This window comes from Streptomyces sp. NPDC033165, from assembly GCF_055577965.1.
Genome location: NZ_JBVIPK010000015.1, coordinates 18,752 through 34,313 on the forward strand (window position 1 = coordinate 18,752; position 15,562 = coordinate 34,313).

Sequence of the window (15,562 nt, forward strand, 5' to 3'; positions counted from 1 at the left end):
CGCACAGACCGCTGTGACCCGCGCACCCTCGTTCATCCCCCGCCGACGCAGGAAGGCCAGGACGCCCCTCCCATGACCAAGGACGTCATCGCTCTCACCCCCCGGATGCCCGACCCCTGGGCCGTGTTGGCCGGCCTGCTCTCCGGCGGCCCGGACAAGCTGGTGGGCACGCGGGGCGAGGGGGCCGTGGTGCAGCTCTGCGACACCGAGGGCCGCCCTCTCGTCTCCGTGGAGGCCCCGCTGCTGGTCTCCGTCGAGGGCGAGGCGGAACGGCTGCTCGGGACCACGGCGCCCCCGGTGCCGTACTGGTGGACGGAGGCCCGCGCCACCACGGGCGTCACGGAGGCGGAACAGCTCGCGGGTACGTTCGCGACCCGGCTGGTCTCGCTGATCGGCGGTTCGGCCTGGCCGCCGGACGCCACCGGCTCGCTCGCCGTGGTGAAGGCGGACGGGGTGAGCGTGGCCCCGGAGCCGGCGGCGGCCCAGCCCGCGATCGACGTCCTGACCGAGAAGGTCGCGGTCGTCATCCAGGACCGCCCGGTGGTGGCGATGACGGCGTGGCTCTCGGACGCGTTCCGCGCGGCGGCGGAGGCCGGGATCGGCCTCCAGATCGTCAGCCCGGCGGGAACCTCGCTCTCCCCGGCCGTACGGGACACGCTGGGCGGCTGGCCGTCCCGCTGGATCGTCCAGGACGAGGAGGACGGCTACTACGACGGGCTGACCGGCGCCGTACTGCGCTGGCAGGACGGCATGTTCGCCCCGGTCGTCTCCCCCGGGGCGACGGAGGACGACCCGAGCACCCCGGTGGCGGCCGCCTACCAGCGGGTCCGCGACACCGGTGAACGCCAGCTCGCCCTGACCTTCCGCATGGTGCACCCGGCGGACGAGCGGCTGGTGCTCGGCGGCGGCCTGGAGACGGTGTGGCGGGAGCTGACGGGCCGGCCGCCCGCGGGCTGGGGCACCTCGGAACCGGCGACCCTCCCGTGGTCCCCGGCCCGGCTGACCGACCTCGCGCACGAGCGGGCGCCCGAGCCGACCTGGTTCGTCGTGGTCGGCCACCGCGACCGCCCGGGGATCGCCACCGTACGCGTCACCCGGACGAAGGCGGGTGTGGAGGAGGAGGTCACGCTCGCGTTCGGCTACGGCAGCGACGAGAGGCCCCCGCTGGACGCCCTCCCCGCGGCCGCCGAGGCGCTCGCCACCCGCCACCGCCTCCAGTCGATGCTCGTACAACTCCGCAAAGCACGACGCGACCTGGCCGTACCGCCGCGCTTCGAGGGGCCGGGCGTCCCGCTGGCGTTCGTCCTGGGCCCGGAGGAGGTCCGCGCGATGCCGGACGACCGGGCCCGCCGCACTCCGCTGTCCGAACCGCCGGTGCAGCTCGGCCCGAGGACCAGACCTGCGCTGTACTACCCACTGCCGGGGGACCCCTCTGACCTGTCGGGATGGCAGGACTTCGAGAGGCTCGTACGGCATCTGAAGGGCGCTTAGAGCACGGGCGGCCTCTGCCCGATGTCATGACTTCGTCACCAACGACGATCAGCTCGATTGCTGATTGCAGTAGTGACGCTTGAGTTGATAGACATGAATCCGAACATTCATATGATCATTCGAAACGGTGGGGGAACCCGATGAAGTTCGACATGGGGTCGTCGGTCCTGTCGACGTTGGTGTCGCATTCGCAGGGTGCGAGTACGGACCTGGGCACGCTGATCCGGCAGTTGATCGCGGCGGCGGAACCGTTGGAGGGGAAGTTCAACGGGGCGGGAAAGGTCGCCTTCGACGATTTCAAGAACCGTGCGGACGAGATCACGGGCGCGCTGAACGCGTCGCTCTCCGGAATCCTGGGCGGTCAGTCCGGGATGGACGCGGCGTTCGGATCGGGTGATCAGGAGCAGGGAGAGAACGCGAAGTCGCAGATGGCGTCGGCGAATTTCGACGCGGCGAGGTTCGGCGGCCGCTGACAGCGGCGCAGCGACAGGCACGTACAGGTTTTCACTGACGGGGAGTTGATGGGTGATGGCGGGCAGCACGGACCGGCGGTCGTACGACACGAGTGCCTCGACCGAGGTGCAGGGGAACATCCAGGCGGTGATCGCCCGGCTGGAGCAGGTGATCACGGCGCGGGACACGCAGGTCAAGGCGGCGATGAACGACTTCGCCGCTGACGGTGTGGCGGACGAGTACCACGGCAAGGAGCTGCGGTGGAACGCGACCTCGCAGGAGGTGCGGAACATCATTCAGCTGCTGCGTACGACGCTGGAAAAGAACGACGGCACGGCCACGCAGACGCTGGCGCGGGCGAAGGCGGCAGTGGACAACATCGGCTGACGCAAGAGCGCGTAAGGACAGCGATTCAGGACTGGTTGGGCGTTTCGGGGGCTTGTCGGTGTCGGCGTGGGATATCAAACCGCAGGGTGTTCAAGGTCAGCTGAAGGTGGTCGGGGGGCATGCCGGTGACCTGGAGAAGGCGCTGACCGCGTTGATGAAGAACCTGTCGCAGGCAGCGCAGGCGGCGGGGACGGCGGTGCCGGGCACGGCGGCGAGCACTCCGTTGCACGGCCCGGTGGCTCCGGGACAGGCCCCGTTGTCGCGGGCGGCGACAGGTCCGGTGGCAGCGGCGCTGGGCGAGTACGTGCAGGCCCGGCAGTCGCAGCTGAAGTCGATGGCCGAGCGTATCCAGGCGGCGGTTCTGGGTGCGGCGACGGCGACGAACGAGTACGTCGAGGGCGACCTCGACACCGCGAAGCAGGCGCAGAACGCGGCGAAGTCGGTCCGCCTGGACGTGCTGAAGGACTTGGGGGCCGGCAAGTGAGCGAGAACCAGCCGGTGAATCTGGAGGGCATACCGGTCTTCACGGGTGACCTCGCGCTGCTGGACACCACGGTCACCGCGCTGAGCAAGGGCGGGGCGAAGATCGCCACGGCGGCGGGGGACATCCACAGCAGCTTCGGCGGACTCCAGGCCTTCTACAAGGCTCCGGAGGCGGAGCAGCTGTTCGCGGTGACGAAGCCGGTCGCGGACCGGGGTGCGTCGCTGAAGTCGGACGTGGCGACCATCACGAGTGCGCTGAGCGCCTACTCGGACGACGCCTACCCGCTGGTCGAGAAGCTGAAGCAGCTCAAGCGGGATGCGGGGACCTTCCTCGCCAAGGCCAACGCGGACGACAAGTGGCGCGAGGACGGCGACCTGGTCGAGGAGAACAACAACCGCCGCAACGAGATCGCCGAGACCTGGGCGGCGTTCCAGGCGGTGGAGCGGGCCTGCCACAACAAGATCATCGCCCTGGTGCCGGGCGGGCAGAAGCTGAGAACCAACGACGGTTCCAACGGCGAGGGCATGTACGGCTACGACGCCGAGGCCATGAAGAACGCCAAGGGCCTGCCCTGGGGCGACCCGGTCCAGGAATCGAAGCCCTGGTATCACCTGCACGAACACGCCTGGGACTTCGCCAAGGGCGTCTTCGTCGACGGCGTCTGGGGCACGATCAAGGGCCTGGGCACCCTGTTCGGCACCGAGGGCTGGGACGCCGCGAAGCAGGCCTGGACAGGCCTGGGCAAGCTGGTCACCGGTATCGCGATCTCCAGCACCCCGCTGGCGGGCGCGTTCTGGATGACGCCGGAGGACCAACTCCCCTCCTGGCTCCGGGACTCACGCACCGCGATGAAGGAGACCGGCAAGGCCCTCCTGGCCTGGGACCAGTGGAGCGAGAACCCCTCGCGCGCCGCCGGCGCGGTCACTTTCAACGTCCTGACCACCGTCTTCACCGGCGGCACGGGCGGAGCCGCCGCCGGCGCGGGCAAGGCGGCGGCCGCGGCGAAGGCCCTGTCGTTCGCGGGCAAGGCGGGCCGGGCCATCGACCCGATGACGTACCTCTTCAAGGGCGCGGGGGCGGGCTTCACGAAGATCAGCGATGTGATGTCCGGCCTCAAGGGCATGGGCAACGTCGAGATCCCCACGCTCCCCGAAGGCGCGGTCACTCTCCCGGACGGCGGATTCAAGCTCGCCGACGGCACCCTGCACCTACCCGAGGGTGCGGCGATCCCCGACAGCGCGTTCGCCCTCCCGAAGAACACGGTCAAGCTCCCGGACGGCATGGACATCCCCGCCGGAGCACTCGACCTCGGCGACGGCGTGGTCCGCCTCCCCGAAGGCATGGCCCCACCGGCCGGTTCCCTGCCCATCGCGGAGGGTTCCCTCAAACTCCCCGGGGGCACCACGGCCCTGCCCGAGGGCACCATCAAGGACGTCGACGCCGACGGCAACGTCATCCACCTCGACCGCGAGGGCAATATCCTCAAGGAGGACGGCACCCTCAAACAGCACCACACCGCCGCCCCCAAGGACACCCCCACCGACGGCGCCCCCATCAGAACCGACGCCGACAGCCCCCTGCCCCGCACCCCCGCCGAACAGTCGGCCCTCGTCGGCGCAGGCTTCCGCACCGGCAGCGACCCCATCCGACTGAGCGCGGACCTGGGGGACGCGGGCCGACTCGGCGACGATCTCGGCCGCACAGGCAACGACGGCGCGGGCCTCGACAGGGCACCGGGCGGAACCGCGAACAACCTGCCGACCAACAGCCTGGACAACGGAACGCCATCCCAAAGCAATTCCAGTGGAGGCCACGGCAACCACCCTGTCGGCGACAGCGGTCACGCCTCGACCAGTCGGCCCGATGCTGCGGAACCCGGCCCGGGGACAGCAAGCGAACCGCCCTCCGGGGCACCGAATCGCGGTCCGGCGAGCGAAAGCACACCGCCTGGCGGGCTCGACCATACGGCCAGGGCCGGTGACGAGGGGATGTCTCCGGCGCACAGAGACCCTGACCATATTCCTGCTCAGGAGAGGGACGTTCGCGAGGCAGGAGGCAATCTCACCGACGACGCCGCCCGCCGCTCCTCCGAACCGATCCGGGTCGGAGATGCCCCGCTGCCTCCGGCAGGACCGGGGAACAAAGTCCTCGGAGTAGTCGAGGAAGGGCGAATAGAGCGCAATAGCAACGGCCTTGTAACTCTGATCGACGGACGTAACGCCGAGCACTTCCTCAAGGACCTTTCCTTCCAGCGCGCTGAGGTATACAGAGCGGCCAAGGAGGCGGGGACTTTCCCGAGGAAACAAACTGGCGCTTGTGTCGGCGCCGTGATGGATCTACGCACCGGAATGATCGTCGAAGCCATCAATGGGAAATTTGACAATATCATTCCCGCCGATCGGGTTCATCCCACCATTGCCGCCCGATACGACGGTTTCGATAACCCGCCCGCGCCCGACCACCCTCTCGGTCACGCCGAAGTCAAGGCAGTGAACGAGCTTCTCTGGGAACGCAGAAGACAGGGCCTTCCTGACGATGCCGCTGCCCTGCGGGAACTTCGCGCATCGGTGGAGTTCCCCTTCCTGCCGCACAGGCGAACAGGCCTTCCTGTGCGACCTGCGGCCTTCTGCGCCAACTGCGAGCATATGTTGGACGGCGTTGACAGCTCGCATGGTAAGTTCACCGGGAATCCCCCGACTGATGAAAATTGGACCCCTTGATGACTTCACCCAAGAGAATCGATATCGACGATCCCTCAGTCGACGAAGACGGAAGCGGGAACCTATTTTTCCAGGGAGAGCCCTTCACTGGGGAAGTAGCAGAATACTCGGGTGAAGCGCTCGTCAGTCTGGACGAATACGTCAGCGGCGTTTTGCATGGCAAGAGCCGCGAGTGGTATTCGGATGGAACTCCACGATCCGAAGGGCAGGCAAAGGCGGGCCGCCCGGTAGGAACAACAAAGGAGTGGCACCCCAACGGCTCGATCGCCAAGGAAAGAGAATTCACCGAAGACGGCTTGACCTTGATTTCAGAAAAGTCATGGGATGAAAACGGTCACCTGGTAAGGGAATGGCGGAAGAATCCCGAATGAAGAACTACTGACACTGGTCGGATGGCCCGAGGGAGTCTCACCCCGGGCTCCCACAGAACGGAGCGTGACAGTCTCCCGTCACTCCGCTCTTGTCACTCTGATCACCAGAAACACGGTGTCCATGCCCAGTGGGCGAAGAGCCTGGGGTGCCGGCTGGTGATGCGCTGCCAGCACCTGTGGGCTGCCTTGAATGACCGAAATCGCTTGTACTTCTTGCGGATCCAGCGCATCAGGTAGGCACTGATACGCCGCAGGAGGGGCAGCAGTTCGGAGTGGTAGAACGCTCCGTAGTACTGCATCCAGCCGCGCACGATCGGGTTGATCCTGCGGGCCAGTTCGGCGAAGGTGAGGCCGATCCGCAGGTGAAGCCGCCAGGAGCGGACCTCCCCGCTGATCTTCTTCAGTTGCCTCCTTGTTGATCGCGGGCAGGAAGTTGGTGAGGTTCTTCCCCTTCCTGTTCCGCGCTCTGCGGGCTTTGGAACGTGAACCCGAGGAACGTGAACGACGTGTGCTCGTAAGCGCCGCGCCGGTTCCCGTCCTTGCAGTACACGATCTTGGTCATGACGGGATGCAACCGCAGCCCGACCTCTTCCATCCTGTTCCCGAGCGCTGTCAGGACCTGTTGAGCCTGGCGCTCGCTGACGCAGTGCACGACCGCGTCATCGGCATACCGCTCGAACTGGACATCCCGGAAGTTGCGGGACAGCCACAGGTCGAACGCATAGTGCATGAACAGGCTCGCCAGCACAGGCGAGGCCGCGGAGCCCTGCGGGGTCCCCCGGTCCCGCTTCCGCAGGGAGCCGTCGGGCAGTTGAAGCGGTGCTTGGAGCCACCGCTTGACATACAAAATCACCCAGACGGCATCGGTGTGAGCCTCCACGGCGTTGACGATGAGGTCCCACCGGACGCTGTCGAAGAACTTCTGAATGTCGAGATCGATCACCCAGTCGTTCCTCCAGCACCGTGTCCGGCAGCGCTCCACCGCATCCAGAGCCGACCGTCTTGGCCGGTAGCCATAGGAATCCTCGTGAAACGCAGGCTCCACCCGAGCTCCGAGATGCCTGGCCACCACCGTTTGCGCAACGCGGTCGGCGACAGTGCGAATGCCGAGCATTCTCGTGCCGCCACCATGCTGCTTCGGGATCTCCACCGCGCTTACCGGAGGGGAAAGTACGTCCCCGATGACATCCGATTCCAGATCTTGTAGAGGTTACCCCGCAGATCTGATTCGAAGTCAGCGATGGACTGCCCGTCCACCCCTGGCGCTCCCTGATTCCTCTTTACCTCCTGGAACTTCTCCCAGACTTCCCACTTCGAGATCTCAAACGACTTCTCCGGTGACTTCAACTGCTTCATCGACTCCTGCCGGAGAGCGTCCGGTTGGTCGAACTCCAACAGTCACGAGTGACCCGGCCTCTTCGCTCCCCCCTCATTACAGGGGCTTCAGCACTACTACGGGCCGGTCCGCCGACATGCCCCGCGACGGTACTCCGCTCCTCACGGTGTTCGCCGATTCGGTTGGTGCTGCAGCAAAGTCTCCACGGGAAGCGCCTCCCCCCGAGGGCGACGCCGAAGGGCCAAAAAAACCTTCTTCATCTGCACAGCACCACGTCAAGTGGGCTTATCTACATCAACCTCACTCTCTGCGCTCGTGGCGCACTTAAACAAGCTGGGCGGGATCAGAACACTCGGGGCCCGGTATCGGTCAGGTGGACCTTCTGGCTGAAGCCGGACGGCTTCTCACCCTTGTTGACCTCCTCGCACTCGTAGGTCGTCTCCCCGAGGGGGACGGCCATCACCTCGGGAAGGTTGTTGCAGAGGGCGTAGTCGAGCTGCCGGTTGTTGCCGAACAGAATGCGCGCCACCCCCTCGCGGGTGAGAAGGCCCGTCTGCGGTACGGCCTGGTACTCCACGACGTTGTCGGACCATGCCTTGTCCCCGATCGTGACGATCCATTCGACGTCGACGCCCTTGAAGGTGACGGTGCAGGTCACCTTCGTCCCGGCCTTCGAGCTGACGTTGTCGGGGCATTTCCCGCTCGGCTTCCCGGTGGCATTGGCGAGATCGAGGGTCTTGCCTTCCAGCTCGTGGGCGACGATCTCGGCGAACGGAGCGCCGTCGGGTGCCTCCGGGTACTCCACCGCCGTCCTCGACTCCGGCTGGGTCACCTTCTGCGGAAGGAGCGAGCGGGTCGGTGCCGCCGCCTTGTGTGAGGCCTCGCCCCCTTCTCCACATCCGCTGGCCAGGAGACAGGCCGCACCAACAGTCATCACAAAGTTCCTCACTCGCATCCCCGCAACACTAAGGGCTGTCCCATAAAGGATCTTCGGGCGGGTGCGGGTGTAGCCAGCAGATGTTCGGTCCGCTTGTTTATCCGGCGAGGGTGAGGTTGTGCAGGCGAGCGATGCCGCTCATCGCGTGGTGCACGCCGTCGCCCTTCAAACGGCAGTCGCGGAGGATTTTCCAGGTCTTCATGCGGGCGAAGGCGTGCTCGACACGGGCACGGACCTGGCGGTGAGAAGTGTTGTCGTCTTCCTTCCAGGCTGGCAATTCGCTCTGCCCGCGCTCGCGGCGGTGCGGGATGACCAGGCAGGTGCCCCGGTAGCCGCCGTCGGCGATCACGGTGGTGCGGCCGACGGCGTCCTTGGCTCCGGACAGTGCCCACGCCTTGCAGTCGTTCCGGTTGCCGGGCAACGGTCGGCCGACCACAACGACGCGCCGGGTGTCGGCATCGATGACGACCTGGTGGTTGGTGGAGTAGCGGTAGTTCTTCGACCGCTCGGCCACCGTGTGGTCGCGGGTGGGAACCAGGGCTCCGTCCACGATGAGCACGGTGCTCTTGCGGAACCGCCTGCGGGGCTTGAGCGCGAGCAGGGGACCAAGGTGACTGATGATGCGGTCAGCCGCGGACTTTGAGACGCCGAACAGCGGGGCGAGCTGCCGCAGCGTCAAGTTGGTGCGCCAGTACGTCGTGACCAGCAGCACCCGATCCTCCAGTGGCAGGCTCCACGGCTGGCCTCTGCGGACCGCATCAGCTCCCTCGTGCCGCAGCTGAGCCACCAGCGTGTCGAACCAGCGAGGGCTCAACCCGGTGAACGGAGCTATCCAGGACGGCTGCGACGCCGTAATCACAGCAGACATCGCGAGATCATTACACTCGTAGCCAAGTGTCCCGCTCACGACAGTTCTCGATGCCCTACCGAACCTGAGCGGCGCTCCCCAGCGCCCCCTTGGTGACCTGGGTCAGTCGAAGAGGGCAACGACTCCATTTACCCAGATCGCGAGGAATGCGAGGGCCCCCACCAGGCAGCCGCCGCCCGCCAGCACACCGCCGACCGTCCACGGCTCGGATGGCGCCTCCTCGTCCTTGTCCTCCAGGCCGTCCTGGTAGGAGGCGGGGTCGTCCCAGTCGACAGGGTGCCCCAGCTCCTCGGCGCAGGCGGTCCGCACGGCGACCAGCTGCTTCTCCGCGAAGGAGGTGGCAGCCATCGCCTCGGGGCCGCGCCAGGCGAGTGCCTTCATCCGCCACGCGGGAGATCCATACCGCGCCTCGAAGGCGACGGTCTCGTCGCCGTTGCGGTCCTCTTCGAGGTACATCCACCGCCCGGCCTCGGCGGCATCGCCATAGAGCCGGTACACCTCGGCCAGACGCCGACGGAGCGTCAGGTCGTACGGGAAGGACGAGACGAGACCGCGCAAACGCTGGCGCGCAACAGGAACCCGGCCGACGGCCAGGTCTGCATCGACACGGGCAAGGGTCTCTCTCAGGGACATGAGCACATGATCGGGTATCGCACTGATCCCCGTCGACCTGGTTGTTTGCCCAGCACCTGCTCGCTCCTAAGGGAACCCGCCGAGACGAGACACCCTCACTTACGGGACAGCCCTTAGCCTCGATCTATCGTGGCGGTCCGTCGGTGCTTTCGCTGGGCCAGAGCGGTGCGCAGCTGTCATTACTGTTCATGACAGATGTCACGACCAGCCCCGGCAGGAGGACCGAACGCCCCCGCACGCGCGGCGATAGCATGCCGATGCGACCCCGAACGGCCGTTGAAACCAACATGGATGAGGAGGGCGCGTGCGATTCGCGCTGGACGCTCTGCTGGCCGACGTGCCCGCCGAGCAGGTCGACGAAGCCCGTGACTTCTACGCGTCGAGGGCTGCGGGCCGTGGGCCCAGGACGTTCGAGGAGCTCAAGGAGGTGCGGGAGCAGAAGTGCGTCTTCCGTCCCGCCGATCCGCCTGCCATCGAGGAGACGGTCGAAGCCGCGGGAGTACGCGTTCCGGTGCGGATCCTCCTGCCCGTCGGCGGTCCGCCGCGCGGTGTCTACCTGGGCATCCACGGCGGCGGCTTCTACTCCGGCTCCGCGGCACGGGGCGACGAACGCCACCGCGAGCTCGCCAACGCCCTGGGCATCGCCGTCGTCAGCGTCGACTACCGGCTGGCGCCCGAGCACCCCTGGCCGGCCGCGCCCGACGACTGCGAAGCGGCGGCGCTCTGGCTCGTGGAGGAGGCCGAAGCCCGCTTCGGGACCTCCCGGCTCGCGATCGGCGGCAGCTCCGCGGGAGCCAACCTCGCCCTGGTGACCCTGCTCCGGCTGAGGGACAGAGGCGTCGTCGACCGGTTCGCCGCTGCCGCACTCCGCTACGGCGCCTACGACTTGAGCGCGCAGACCCCGGGCGGCCGTCTCTACGCGGACGAATACTTCATCCAGGCGTACGCCGGCCATGTCGCGGACCGCACCGATCCCGATATCTCCCCGCTCCACGGCGACCTGCGCGGGCTGCCCCCGGCGCTGCTGGTCGTGGGCAGCAACGACGTGCTGCTGGAGGACAACCTTGCGCTGGCAGGCCGGTTGTCGGCGGCGGGGAACGACGTCGAGGTGCGCGTCTACCCCGAGTCGCCTCACGGCTTCACGGGCCACCCCACCGCCATGGCCGCAACGGCGCTCAGCGGCATCAGCTCCTGGCTGCACGACCGGCTCAATCAGCCCTGATACGAGCGAGCAGGTGCATGTCGTGCCGACCGTCGTCGTGCACGGCGGCGCCGCACTTGGTGCCTTCGAGACGGTAACTGGTCTCTACGGCAACTCCGCGAGGTCGCCGTCCCGCTCTTCACGCGGCTGATCGGAGGTCGGCCTCCTTCCTCTCCTACTCTCGGGGCATGAACCTGTTCGGCGGCGGTGACGGTCGCCACCTGGAGATGACCAACGGCGGGACGGCCGTGTTCGTGGACGTGCTCACGCTCGCCGTGTCCACGATGGCCCGCGAGCCGTGGGACTTCCGCTTCGCCGCCCTGCTGACCCTCCAGGACCAGAACGTGATGGGGCGCGGGGCAGTCGGTTTCGACCTGGCGGAGCTCGACTGGGGGGACACGCCGCAGGAGCGGGCGGCGGCCAAGGACTTCCTGCTGCGCGTCCTCGATCTGGCGCTGACCCGCCACCGGTGGGAGGAACTGACCTACGAGGCCCCTCGGGCCGAGGGTTACCTGCGCACGTACCGGGCGATGGTGGAGGCGTTCGACCCCGCGACCGCGAAGGCCGACGCGGATGTCCTGCCCGGGCCGCAGGAGGCCGCGATGGCCACGTGCGTACGTCACCGGGTGCTGGGCGCGCTGCCGTTCTGGGAGGCGTGCGTGTTCTGCACGGCCGGGGTCTGAGGTCCCCGTCTCACGGCCCCAGACAGACCAGCCCCGGTCCCGTCGGGTGGTCGGGCTCGAAGGCGTCGGGAATCCCCAGCCTCAGGCCTCGGCTCCGGGCGACCCGGTGGACGTCCCGCAGCGAGTACGCCAGGGCCGCCGCGAGGTGGCGTAGCTGGACGGACGTGGACCGGTCGTCGTCCACCATGTCGTCGGCGTGGTCGAGGAGTTCGTACGCCATGCCCAGTTGCATGGCCTCGACCCGGTCGGCCGCACGCGAGACCTGCCCCTCGCCGTTACCGACGACGTAACAGGGTTTGCCGTCCGTTCCGGCCCAGGGCAGCAACCGTGCGGAATTCGGTGCCTGTTCGCTCATGGGTGCGTCAACTCCGTCGCAATAGGGGGTGGGTTCTTCGCTGAGTAGCGATCCACTCACAGAGTGAAGTCGGCGCGGCTAGGCTCACCAGGGGGTACGGAGTGACATCACGCTCGTCGCACTGGAGTCGGCTGTGAGTAATACCTATGGCACATGGTTGAAGGCTCAGCGGGAAGTGGCCTGCCTGACGCAACAGCAGCTCGCGGTTCTGGCGTTGATGACGCGGTCGCACATCTCTCACATCGAGGCGGGCCGTCGCATGCCGAGCGAGGAGGATGCCCGGCGGGCTGGATTTGGCGCTGGGCACGGGCAACGTCCTCACGAGTTTCCGGCCGGGAGCGGAGGACGACGGAGTCCTCGCGGACTACTTCGGCGCGGCGCGGCATCTCGAACAGCAGGCGACGATGATCCGCGAGTTCGCCCTGTCATTTCTCCCGGGCATCCTCCAGACCGAGGCGTACGCACGTGCCGTCCTCGGCATGGCGTTCCCCCCGTTGGGCCCGACGGAGTGTGACAAAGCCGTCGTCGCACGGCTGAACCGCGCAAAGATCTTCCAGGGCACCAAGCCACCTGTGGTCTGGGCGATCTTGGACGAAGCATCGCTCCGACGTCCGATCGGTGGCCCGGAGGTCATGGCGGAGCAGCTGGACCACATCGTGGAGCTCACCGAAGCGAAGATCATCCGCACGCACGTGCTCCCCATGTCGCTCGGTTTCCACTCGTTGCTGGAAAGCATGCTGACGTTGATGTGGTTCGATGACCAGCCGCCAGTCGCCTACAGCGAAGGAGTGCGGGTAGGGAAGTTGCACGATTCGCCAGCCGTAGTCGAGGCACTCCAGAGCCGTTACGCTCTTGCACTGAGCGACTCCCTGTCACGAGACGACTCTTTGGCAGTGGTGAAGGCAACAGCGAAGGGCTACAGAGAACATGGCCAGGCGGAGCACCCAGACCAACTTCTCGCCCACCCGCTGGCGCAAGTCCTCCTACAGCGGTAGCGAGTCGGGCAGCTGCCTCGAAGTCCAGGACCACCACCCCACCGCCGTCCCCGTCCGGGACTCCAAGGTGCCCGGCGGGCCGGCCCTGCTCATCCCCGCCGCCGGGTGGACCTCCTTCGTGGACGCGGTCAAGCGCGGGGCCCTCTCCGCCTGACCCGCAAGACAGGCGGAAAGGACACAGCAGCCGGGAAGGCCGACCTCACTCCCCCACGTACTCCGCCAGGTGCTCCCCCGTCAGCGTCGTGCGGGCTTCCACCAGTTCGGCCGGCGTGCCCTCGAAGACGATCCGGCCGCCGTCATGGCCCGCGCCGGGGCCGAGGTCGATGATCCAGTCCGCGTGGGCCATGACCGCCTGGTGGTGCTCGATGACGATCACCGACTTTCCGGAGTCGACCAGGCGGTCCAGCAGGCCGAGGAGCTGTTCGACGTCCGCGAGGTGCAGGCCCGTGGTCGGCTCGTCCAGGACGTAGACACCGCCCTTGTCGCCCATGTGCGTTGCCAGCTTCAGGCGTTGGCGCTCGCCGCCGGACAGCGTGGTGAGCGGCTGGCCGAGGCTGAGGTAGCCGAGGCCTACGTCCGCGAGGCGTTGGAGGATCTTGTGCGCGGCCGGAGTGCTCGCCTCGCCGGAGCCGAAGAACTCCTCGGCCTCGGAGACCGACATCGCCAGCACCTCGCTGATGTCGCGGCCGCCGAGGTGGTAGTCCAGGACCGAGGCCTGGAAGCGCTTGCCCTCACAGTCCTCGCAGGGGCTGGAGACGCTGGCCATCATGCCCAGATCCGTGAAGATGACGCCCGCGCCGTTGCACGTGGGGCAGGCGCCCTCGGAGTTGGCGCTGAACAGGGCGGGCTTCACGCCGTTGACCTTGGCGAAGGCCTTGCGGATCGGGTCGAGCAGGCCCGTGTACGTCGCCGGGTTGCTGCGGCGCGAACCCCGGATGGGGCTCTGGTCGACCGAGATCACGCCCTCGCCCGCCGGGATCGACCCGTGCACGAGCGAGCTCTTTCCGGAACCTGCGACCCCGGTGACGACGGTGAGCACGCCGAGCGGGATGTCGACGTCGACGTTGCGGAGGTTGTGCGCCGTCGCGCCGCGGACCTCCAGCGCGCCGGTGGGCTTGCGGACCTCGTCCTTGAGGACGGCCCGGTCGTCGAGGTGGCGGCCGGTGACGGTGCCGGAGGACCGGAGGCCTTCCAGCGTGCCTTCGAAGCAGACGGTGCCGCCTGCCGTACCGGCCCCGGGGCCGAGGTCGACCACATGGTCGGCGATGGCGATGGCCTCCGGCTTGTGCTCCACGACAAGCACCGTGTTGCCCTTGTCGCGGAGGCGGAGCAGCAGGTCGTTCATCCGCTGGATGTCGTGCGGGTGCAGGCCGATGGTGGGCTCGTCGAAGACATAGGTGACGTCGGTGAGCGAGGAGCCGAGGTGGCGGATCATCTTGACGCGCTGTGCCTCGCCGCCGGAGAGCGTGCCCGAGGGGCGGTCGAGCGCGAGGTAGCCGAGGCCGATCTCCACGAACGAGTCCAGGGTCTGCTGGAGAGCGGTCAGGAGCGGGGCGACGGAGGGCTCCTCCAGGGCGCGGACCCATTCCGCGAGGTCCCGGATCTCCATCGCGCAGGCGTCCGCGATGCTGATCTTCTTGATCTTCGAGGAGCGGGCGCCCTCGGTCAGCCGGGTCCCCTCGCACTCGGGGCAGGTGGTGAAGGTGACCGCCCGGTCCACGAAGTCCCGGATGTGGGGCTGCATCGACTCGCGGTCCTTGGACAGGAACGACTTCTGGATCTTGGGGATCAGCCCTTCGAAGGTGAGGTTCGCGCCCTCCACCTTCACCTTGGTCGGCTCCCGGTAGAGGAAGTCCTGCATTTCCCTCTTCGTGAACTCGGCGATCGGCTTGTCCGGGTCGAGGAAGCCGGACTCCGCGTACGTCCGCACGGTCCACCAGCTGTCCGACTTCCAGCCGGGGATGGTGAACGCGCCCTCGGCGATCGACTTGGAGTCGTCGTAGAGCTGGGTGAGGTCGATGTCGGAGACCGTGCCCCGGCCCTCGCAGCGGGGGCACATCCCGCCGGTGCGGCTGAAGGTGGCCTTCACCGCCTTCTTGTTGCCGCGCTCGACGGTGATCGCGCCGCTCGCCGTGACCGAGGGCACGTTGAAGGCGAATGCGCCGGGCGGGCCGATGTGCGGCTTGCCGAGCCGGCTGAAGAGGATGCGGAGCATGGCGTTGGCGTCGGTGGTGGTGCCGACCGTGGAGCGGGGGTCGCTGCCCATCCGCTGCTGGTCGACGATGATCGCGGTCGTCAGCCCGTCGAGCACATCGACGTCGGGCCGCGCCTGCGTGGGCATGAAGCCCTGCACGAAGGCGCTGTACGTCTCGTTGATCAGCCGCTGGGACTCCGCGGCGATGGTGCTGAACACCAGGGAGCTCTTGCCCGACCCGGAGACGCCGGTGAACACCGTCAGCCGGCGCTTCGGCAGCTCGATGCTGACGTCCTTGAGGTTGTTCTCCCGCGCGCCGTGCACGCGGATCAGGTCGTGGCTGTCGGCGGCGTGCGGCGCGGGCGGCTGCGTGGTCTTCGTTCTCGGAGCCATGCTCGTCGTTTCTCCGTAACTGGGGCGTGGAGCCTGCTGGTGCGCGGGGGCCGGGGCCCGG

The 15,562-nt window shown here is 67.5% G+C and carries 16 protein-coding genes and 1 pseudogene; 10 read left to right on the forward strand and 7 right to left on the reverse strand.

The window, feature by feature from the left end:
• The first annotated feature begins 72 nt into the window (after positions 1-72).
• The 6 genes from ACZ5WC_RS27805 to ACZ5WC_RS27830 all read left to right on the forward strand — a co-directional run bounded on the left by ACZ5WC_RS27805 (position 73) and on the right by ACZ5WC_RS27830 (position 5,906).
• Positions 73-1,491 (forward strand): DUF6177 family protein, encoded by a 1,419-nt coding sequence (locus ACZ5WC_RS27805; RefSeq protein WP_468543374.1) that lies wholly within the window; start codon positions 73-75, stop codon positions 1,489-1,491.
• Between the two features lie 140 nt (positions 1,492-1,631).
• The gene (locus ACZ5WC_RS27810) at positions 1,632-1,964 is read left to right on the forward strand and encodes a hypothetical protein (RefSeq protein ID WP_096625660.1); all 333 of its coding nucleotides are present in this window, start codon (positions 1,632-1,634) and stop codon (positions 1,962-1,964) included.
• 55 nt (positions 1,965-2,019) lie between these two features.
• Positions 2,020-2,331, forward strand: coding sequence for a pore-forming ESAT-6 family protein (locus ACZ5WC_RS27815; RefSeq protein ID WP_096625658.1), 312 nt, complete (start codon positions 2,020-2,022; stop codon positions 2,329-2,331).
• A 58-nt stretch (positions 2,332-2,389) separates the two neighbouring features.
• Positions 2,390-2,815 (forward strand): DUF6507 family protein, encoded by a 426-nt coding sequence (locus ACZ5WC_RS27820; protein ID WP_468543498.1) that lies wholly within the window; start codon positions 2,390-2,392, stop codon positions 2,813-2,815.
• Entirely contained in the window at positions 2,812-5,535 is a 2,724-nt protein-coding gene (locus ACZ5WC_RS27825; protein WP_468543375.1) for a hypothetical protein, read from the forward strand. The genes ACZ5WC_RS27820 and ACZ5WC_RS27825 overlap by 4 nt, the downstream gene beginning before the upstream one ends.
• On the forward strand, positions 5,535-5,906 hold the full coding sequence (locus ACZ5WC_RS27830; RefSeq protein ID WP_468543376.1) for a toxin-antitoxin system YwqK family antitoxin: 372 nt from the start codon (positions 5,535-5,537) through the stop codon (positions 5,904-5,906). The genes ACZ5WC_RS27825 and ACZ5WC_RS27830 overlap by 1 nt, the downstream gene beginning before the upstream one ends.
• Positions 5,907-6,007: 101 nt before the next feature.
• Here the strand turns inward: ACZ5WC_RS27830 and ACZ5WC_RS27835 are convergent, their stop codons facing one another.
• The 5 genes from ACZ5WC_RS27835 to ACZ5WC_RS27855 form a co-directional block, all read right to left on the reverse strand.
• Positions 6,008-6,310, reverse strand: a complete 303-nt coding sequence (locus tag ACZ5WC_RS27835; protein WP_468543499.1) for a group II intron maturase-specific domain-containing protein — start codon at positions 6,308-6,310, stop codon at positions 6,008-6,010.
• Positions 6,307-7,056 (reverse strand): reverse transcriptase domain-containing protein, encoded by a 750-nt coding sequence (locus ACZ5WC_RS27840; protein ID WP_468543377.1) that lies wholly within the window; start codon positions 7,054-7,056, stop codon positions 6,307-6,309. The genes ACZ5WC_RS27835 and ACZ5WC_RS27840 overlap by 4 nt, the downstream gene beginning before the upstream one ends.
• Before the next feature lie 529 nt (positions 7,057-7,585).
• Positions 7,586-8,176, reverse strand: coding sequence for a hypothetical protein (locus tag ACZ5WC_RS27845; protein ID WP_468543378.1), 591 nt, complete (start codon positions 8,174-8,176; stop codon positions 7,586-7,588).
• Positions 8,177-8,276: 100 nt separating this feature from the next.
• Positions 8,277-9,047, reverse strand: a complete 771-nt coding sequence (locus ACZ5WC_RS27850; protein ID WP_468543379.1) for a transposase — start codon at positions 9,045-9,047, stop codon at positions 8,277-8,279.
• Between the two features lie 102 nt (positions 9,048-9,149).
• Positions 9,150-9,680 carry a DUF6584 family protein gene (locus ACZ5WC_RS27855; protein ID WP_468543380.1) on the reverse strand — a complete coding sequence of 177 codons (531 nt, stop codon included), beginning with the start codon at positions 9,678-9,680 and terminating at the stop codon, positions 9,150-9,152.
• 304 nt (positions 9,681-9,984) lie between these two features.
• On the opposite strand from ACZ5WC_RS27855, the gene ACZ5WC_RS27860 reads away from it, so the two are divergent.
• Entirely contained in the window at positions 9,985-10,902 is a 918-nt protein-coding gene (locus tag ACZ5WC_RS27860) for an alpha/beta hydrolase (RefSeq protein ID WP_468543381.1), read from the forward strand.
• A gap of 167 nt (positions 10,903-11,069) precedes the next feature.
• Positions 11,070-11,564: a hypothetical protein gene (locus ACZ5WC_RS27865; protein WP_468543382.1), complete on the forward strand. Its 495-nt coding sequence runs from the start codon at positions 11,070-11,072 to the stop codon at positions 11,562-11,564.
• Between the two features lie 10 nt (positions 11,565-11,574).
• Here the strand turns inward: ACZ5WC_RS27865 and ACZ5WC_RS27870 are convergent, their stop codons facing one another.
• Positions 11,575-11,919 carry a hypothetical protein gene (locus ACZ5WC_RS27870; protein ID WP_468543383.1) on the reverse strand — a complete coding sequence of 115 codons (345 nt, stop codon included), beginning with the start codon at positions 11,917-11,919 and terminating at the stop codon, positions 11,575-11,577.
• Between the two features lie 133 nt (positions 11,920-12,052).
• Here ACZ5WC_RS27870 and ACZ5WC_RS27875 point away from each other — a divergent pair.
• Both ACZ5WC_RS27875 and ACZ5WC_RS27880 read left to right on the forward strand, forming a co-directional pair.
• A pseudogene (locus ACZ5WC_RS27875) lies at positions 12,053-12,914 on the forward strand (helix-turn-helix domain-containing protein).
• Positions 12,847-13,068 carry a DUF397 domain-containing protein gene (locus ACZ5WC_RS27880; protein WP_468543384.1) on the forward strand — a complete coding sequence of 74 codons (222 nt, stop codon included), beginning with the start codon at positions 12,847-12,849 and terminating at the stop codon, positions 13,066-13,068. Before ACZ5WC_RS27875 ends, ACZ5WC_RS27880 begins: the two are co-directional and overlap by 68 nt.
• Positions 13,069-13,113: 45 nt before the next feature.
• On the opposite strand, the gene ACZ5WC_RS27885 is transcribed toward ACZ5WC_RS27880, so the two are convergent.
• A complete protein-coding gene (locus tag ACZ5WC_RS27885; RefSeq protein ID WP_468543385.1) occupies positions 13,114-15,501 on the reverse strand; it encodes an ATP-binding cassette domain-containing protein in 2,388 nt (795 codons plus the stop codon).
• Between the last annotated feature and the right edge of the window lie 61 nt (positions 15,502-15,562).

Bases quoted from the DNA above. Each gene is read 5' to 3' on its own strand.
- ACZ5WC_RS27805 (WP_468543374.1), top strand. From the start codon at position 73: ATGACCAAGGACGTCATCGCTCTCACCCCCCGGATGCCCGACCCCTGG.
- ACZ5WC_RS27810 (WP_096625660.1), top strand. From the start codon at position 1,632: ATGAAGTTCGACATGGGGTCGTCGGTCCTGTCGACGTTGGTGTCGCAT.
- ACZ5WC_RS27815 (WP_096625658.1), top strand. From the start codon at position 2,020: ATGGCGGGCAGCACGGACCGGCGGTCGTACGACACGAGTGCCTCGACC.
- ACZ5WC_RS27830 (WP_468543376.1), top strand. From the start codon at position 5,535: ATGACTTCACCCAAGAGAATCGATATCGACGATCCCTCAGTCGACGAA.
- ACZ5WC_RS27845 (WP_468543378.1), bottom strand. From the start codon at position 8,176: ATGACTGTTGGTGCGGCCTGTCTCCTGGCCAGCGGATGTGGAGAAGGG.
- ACZ5WC_RS27850 (WP_468543379.1), bottom strand. From the start codon at position 9,047: ATGTCTGCTGTGATTACGGCGTCGCAGCCGTCCTGGATAGCTCCGTTC.
- ACZ5WC_RS27855 (WP_468543380.1), bottom strand. From the start codon at position 9,680: ATGTCCCTGAGAGAGACCCTTGCCCGTGTCGATGCAGACCTGGCCGTC.
- ACZ5WC_RS27865 (WP_468543382.1), top strand. From the start codon at position 11,070: ATGAACCTGTTCGGCGGCGGTGACGGTCGCCACCTGGAGATGACCAAC.
- ACZ5WC_RS27870 (WP_468543383.1), bottom strand. From the start codon at position 11,919: ATGAGCGAACAGGCACCGAATTCCGCACGGTTGCTGCCCTGGGCCGGA.
- ACZ5WC_RS27880 (WP_468543384.1), top strand. From the start codon at position 12,847: ATGGCCAGGCGGAGCACCCAGACCAACTTCTCGCCCACCCGCTGGCGC.
- ACZ5WC_RS27885 (WP_468543385.1), bottom strand. From the start codon at position 15,501: ATGGCTCCGAGAACGAAGACCACGCAGCCGCCCGCGCCGCACGCCGCC.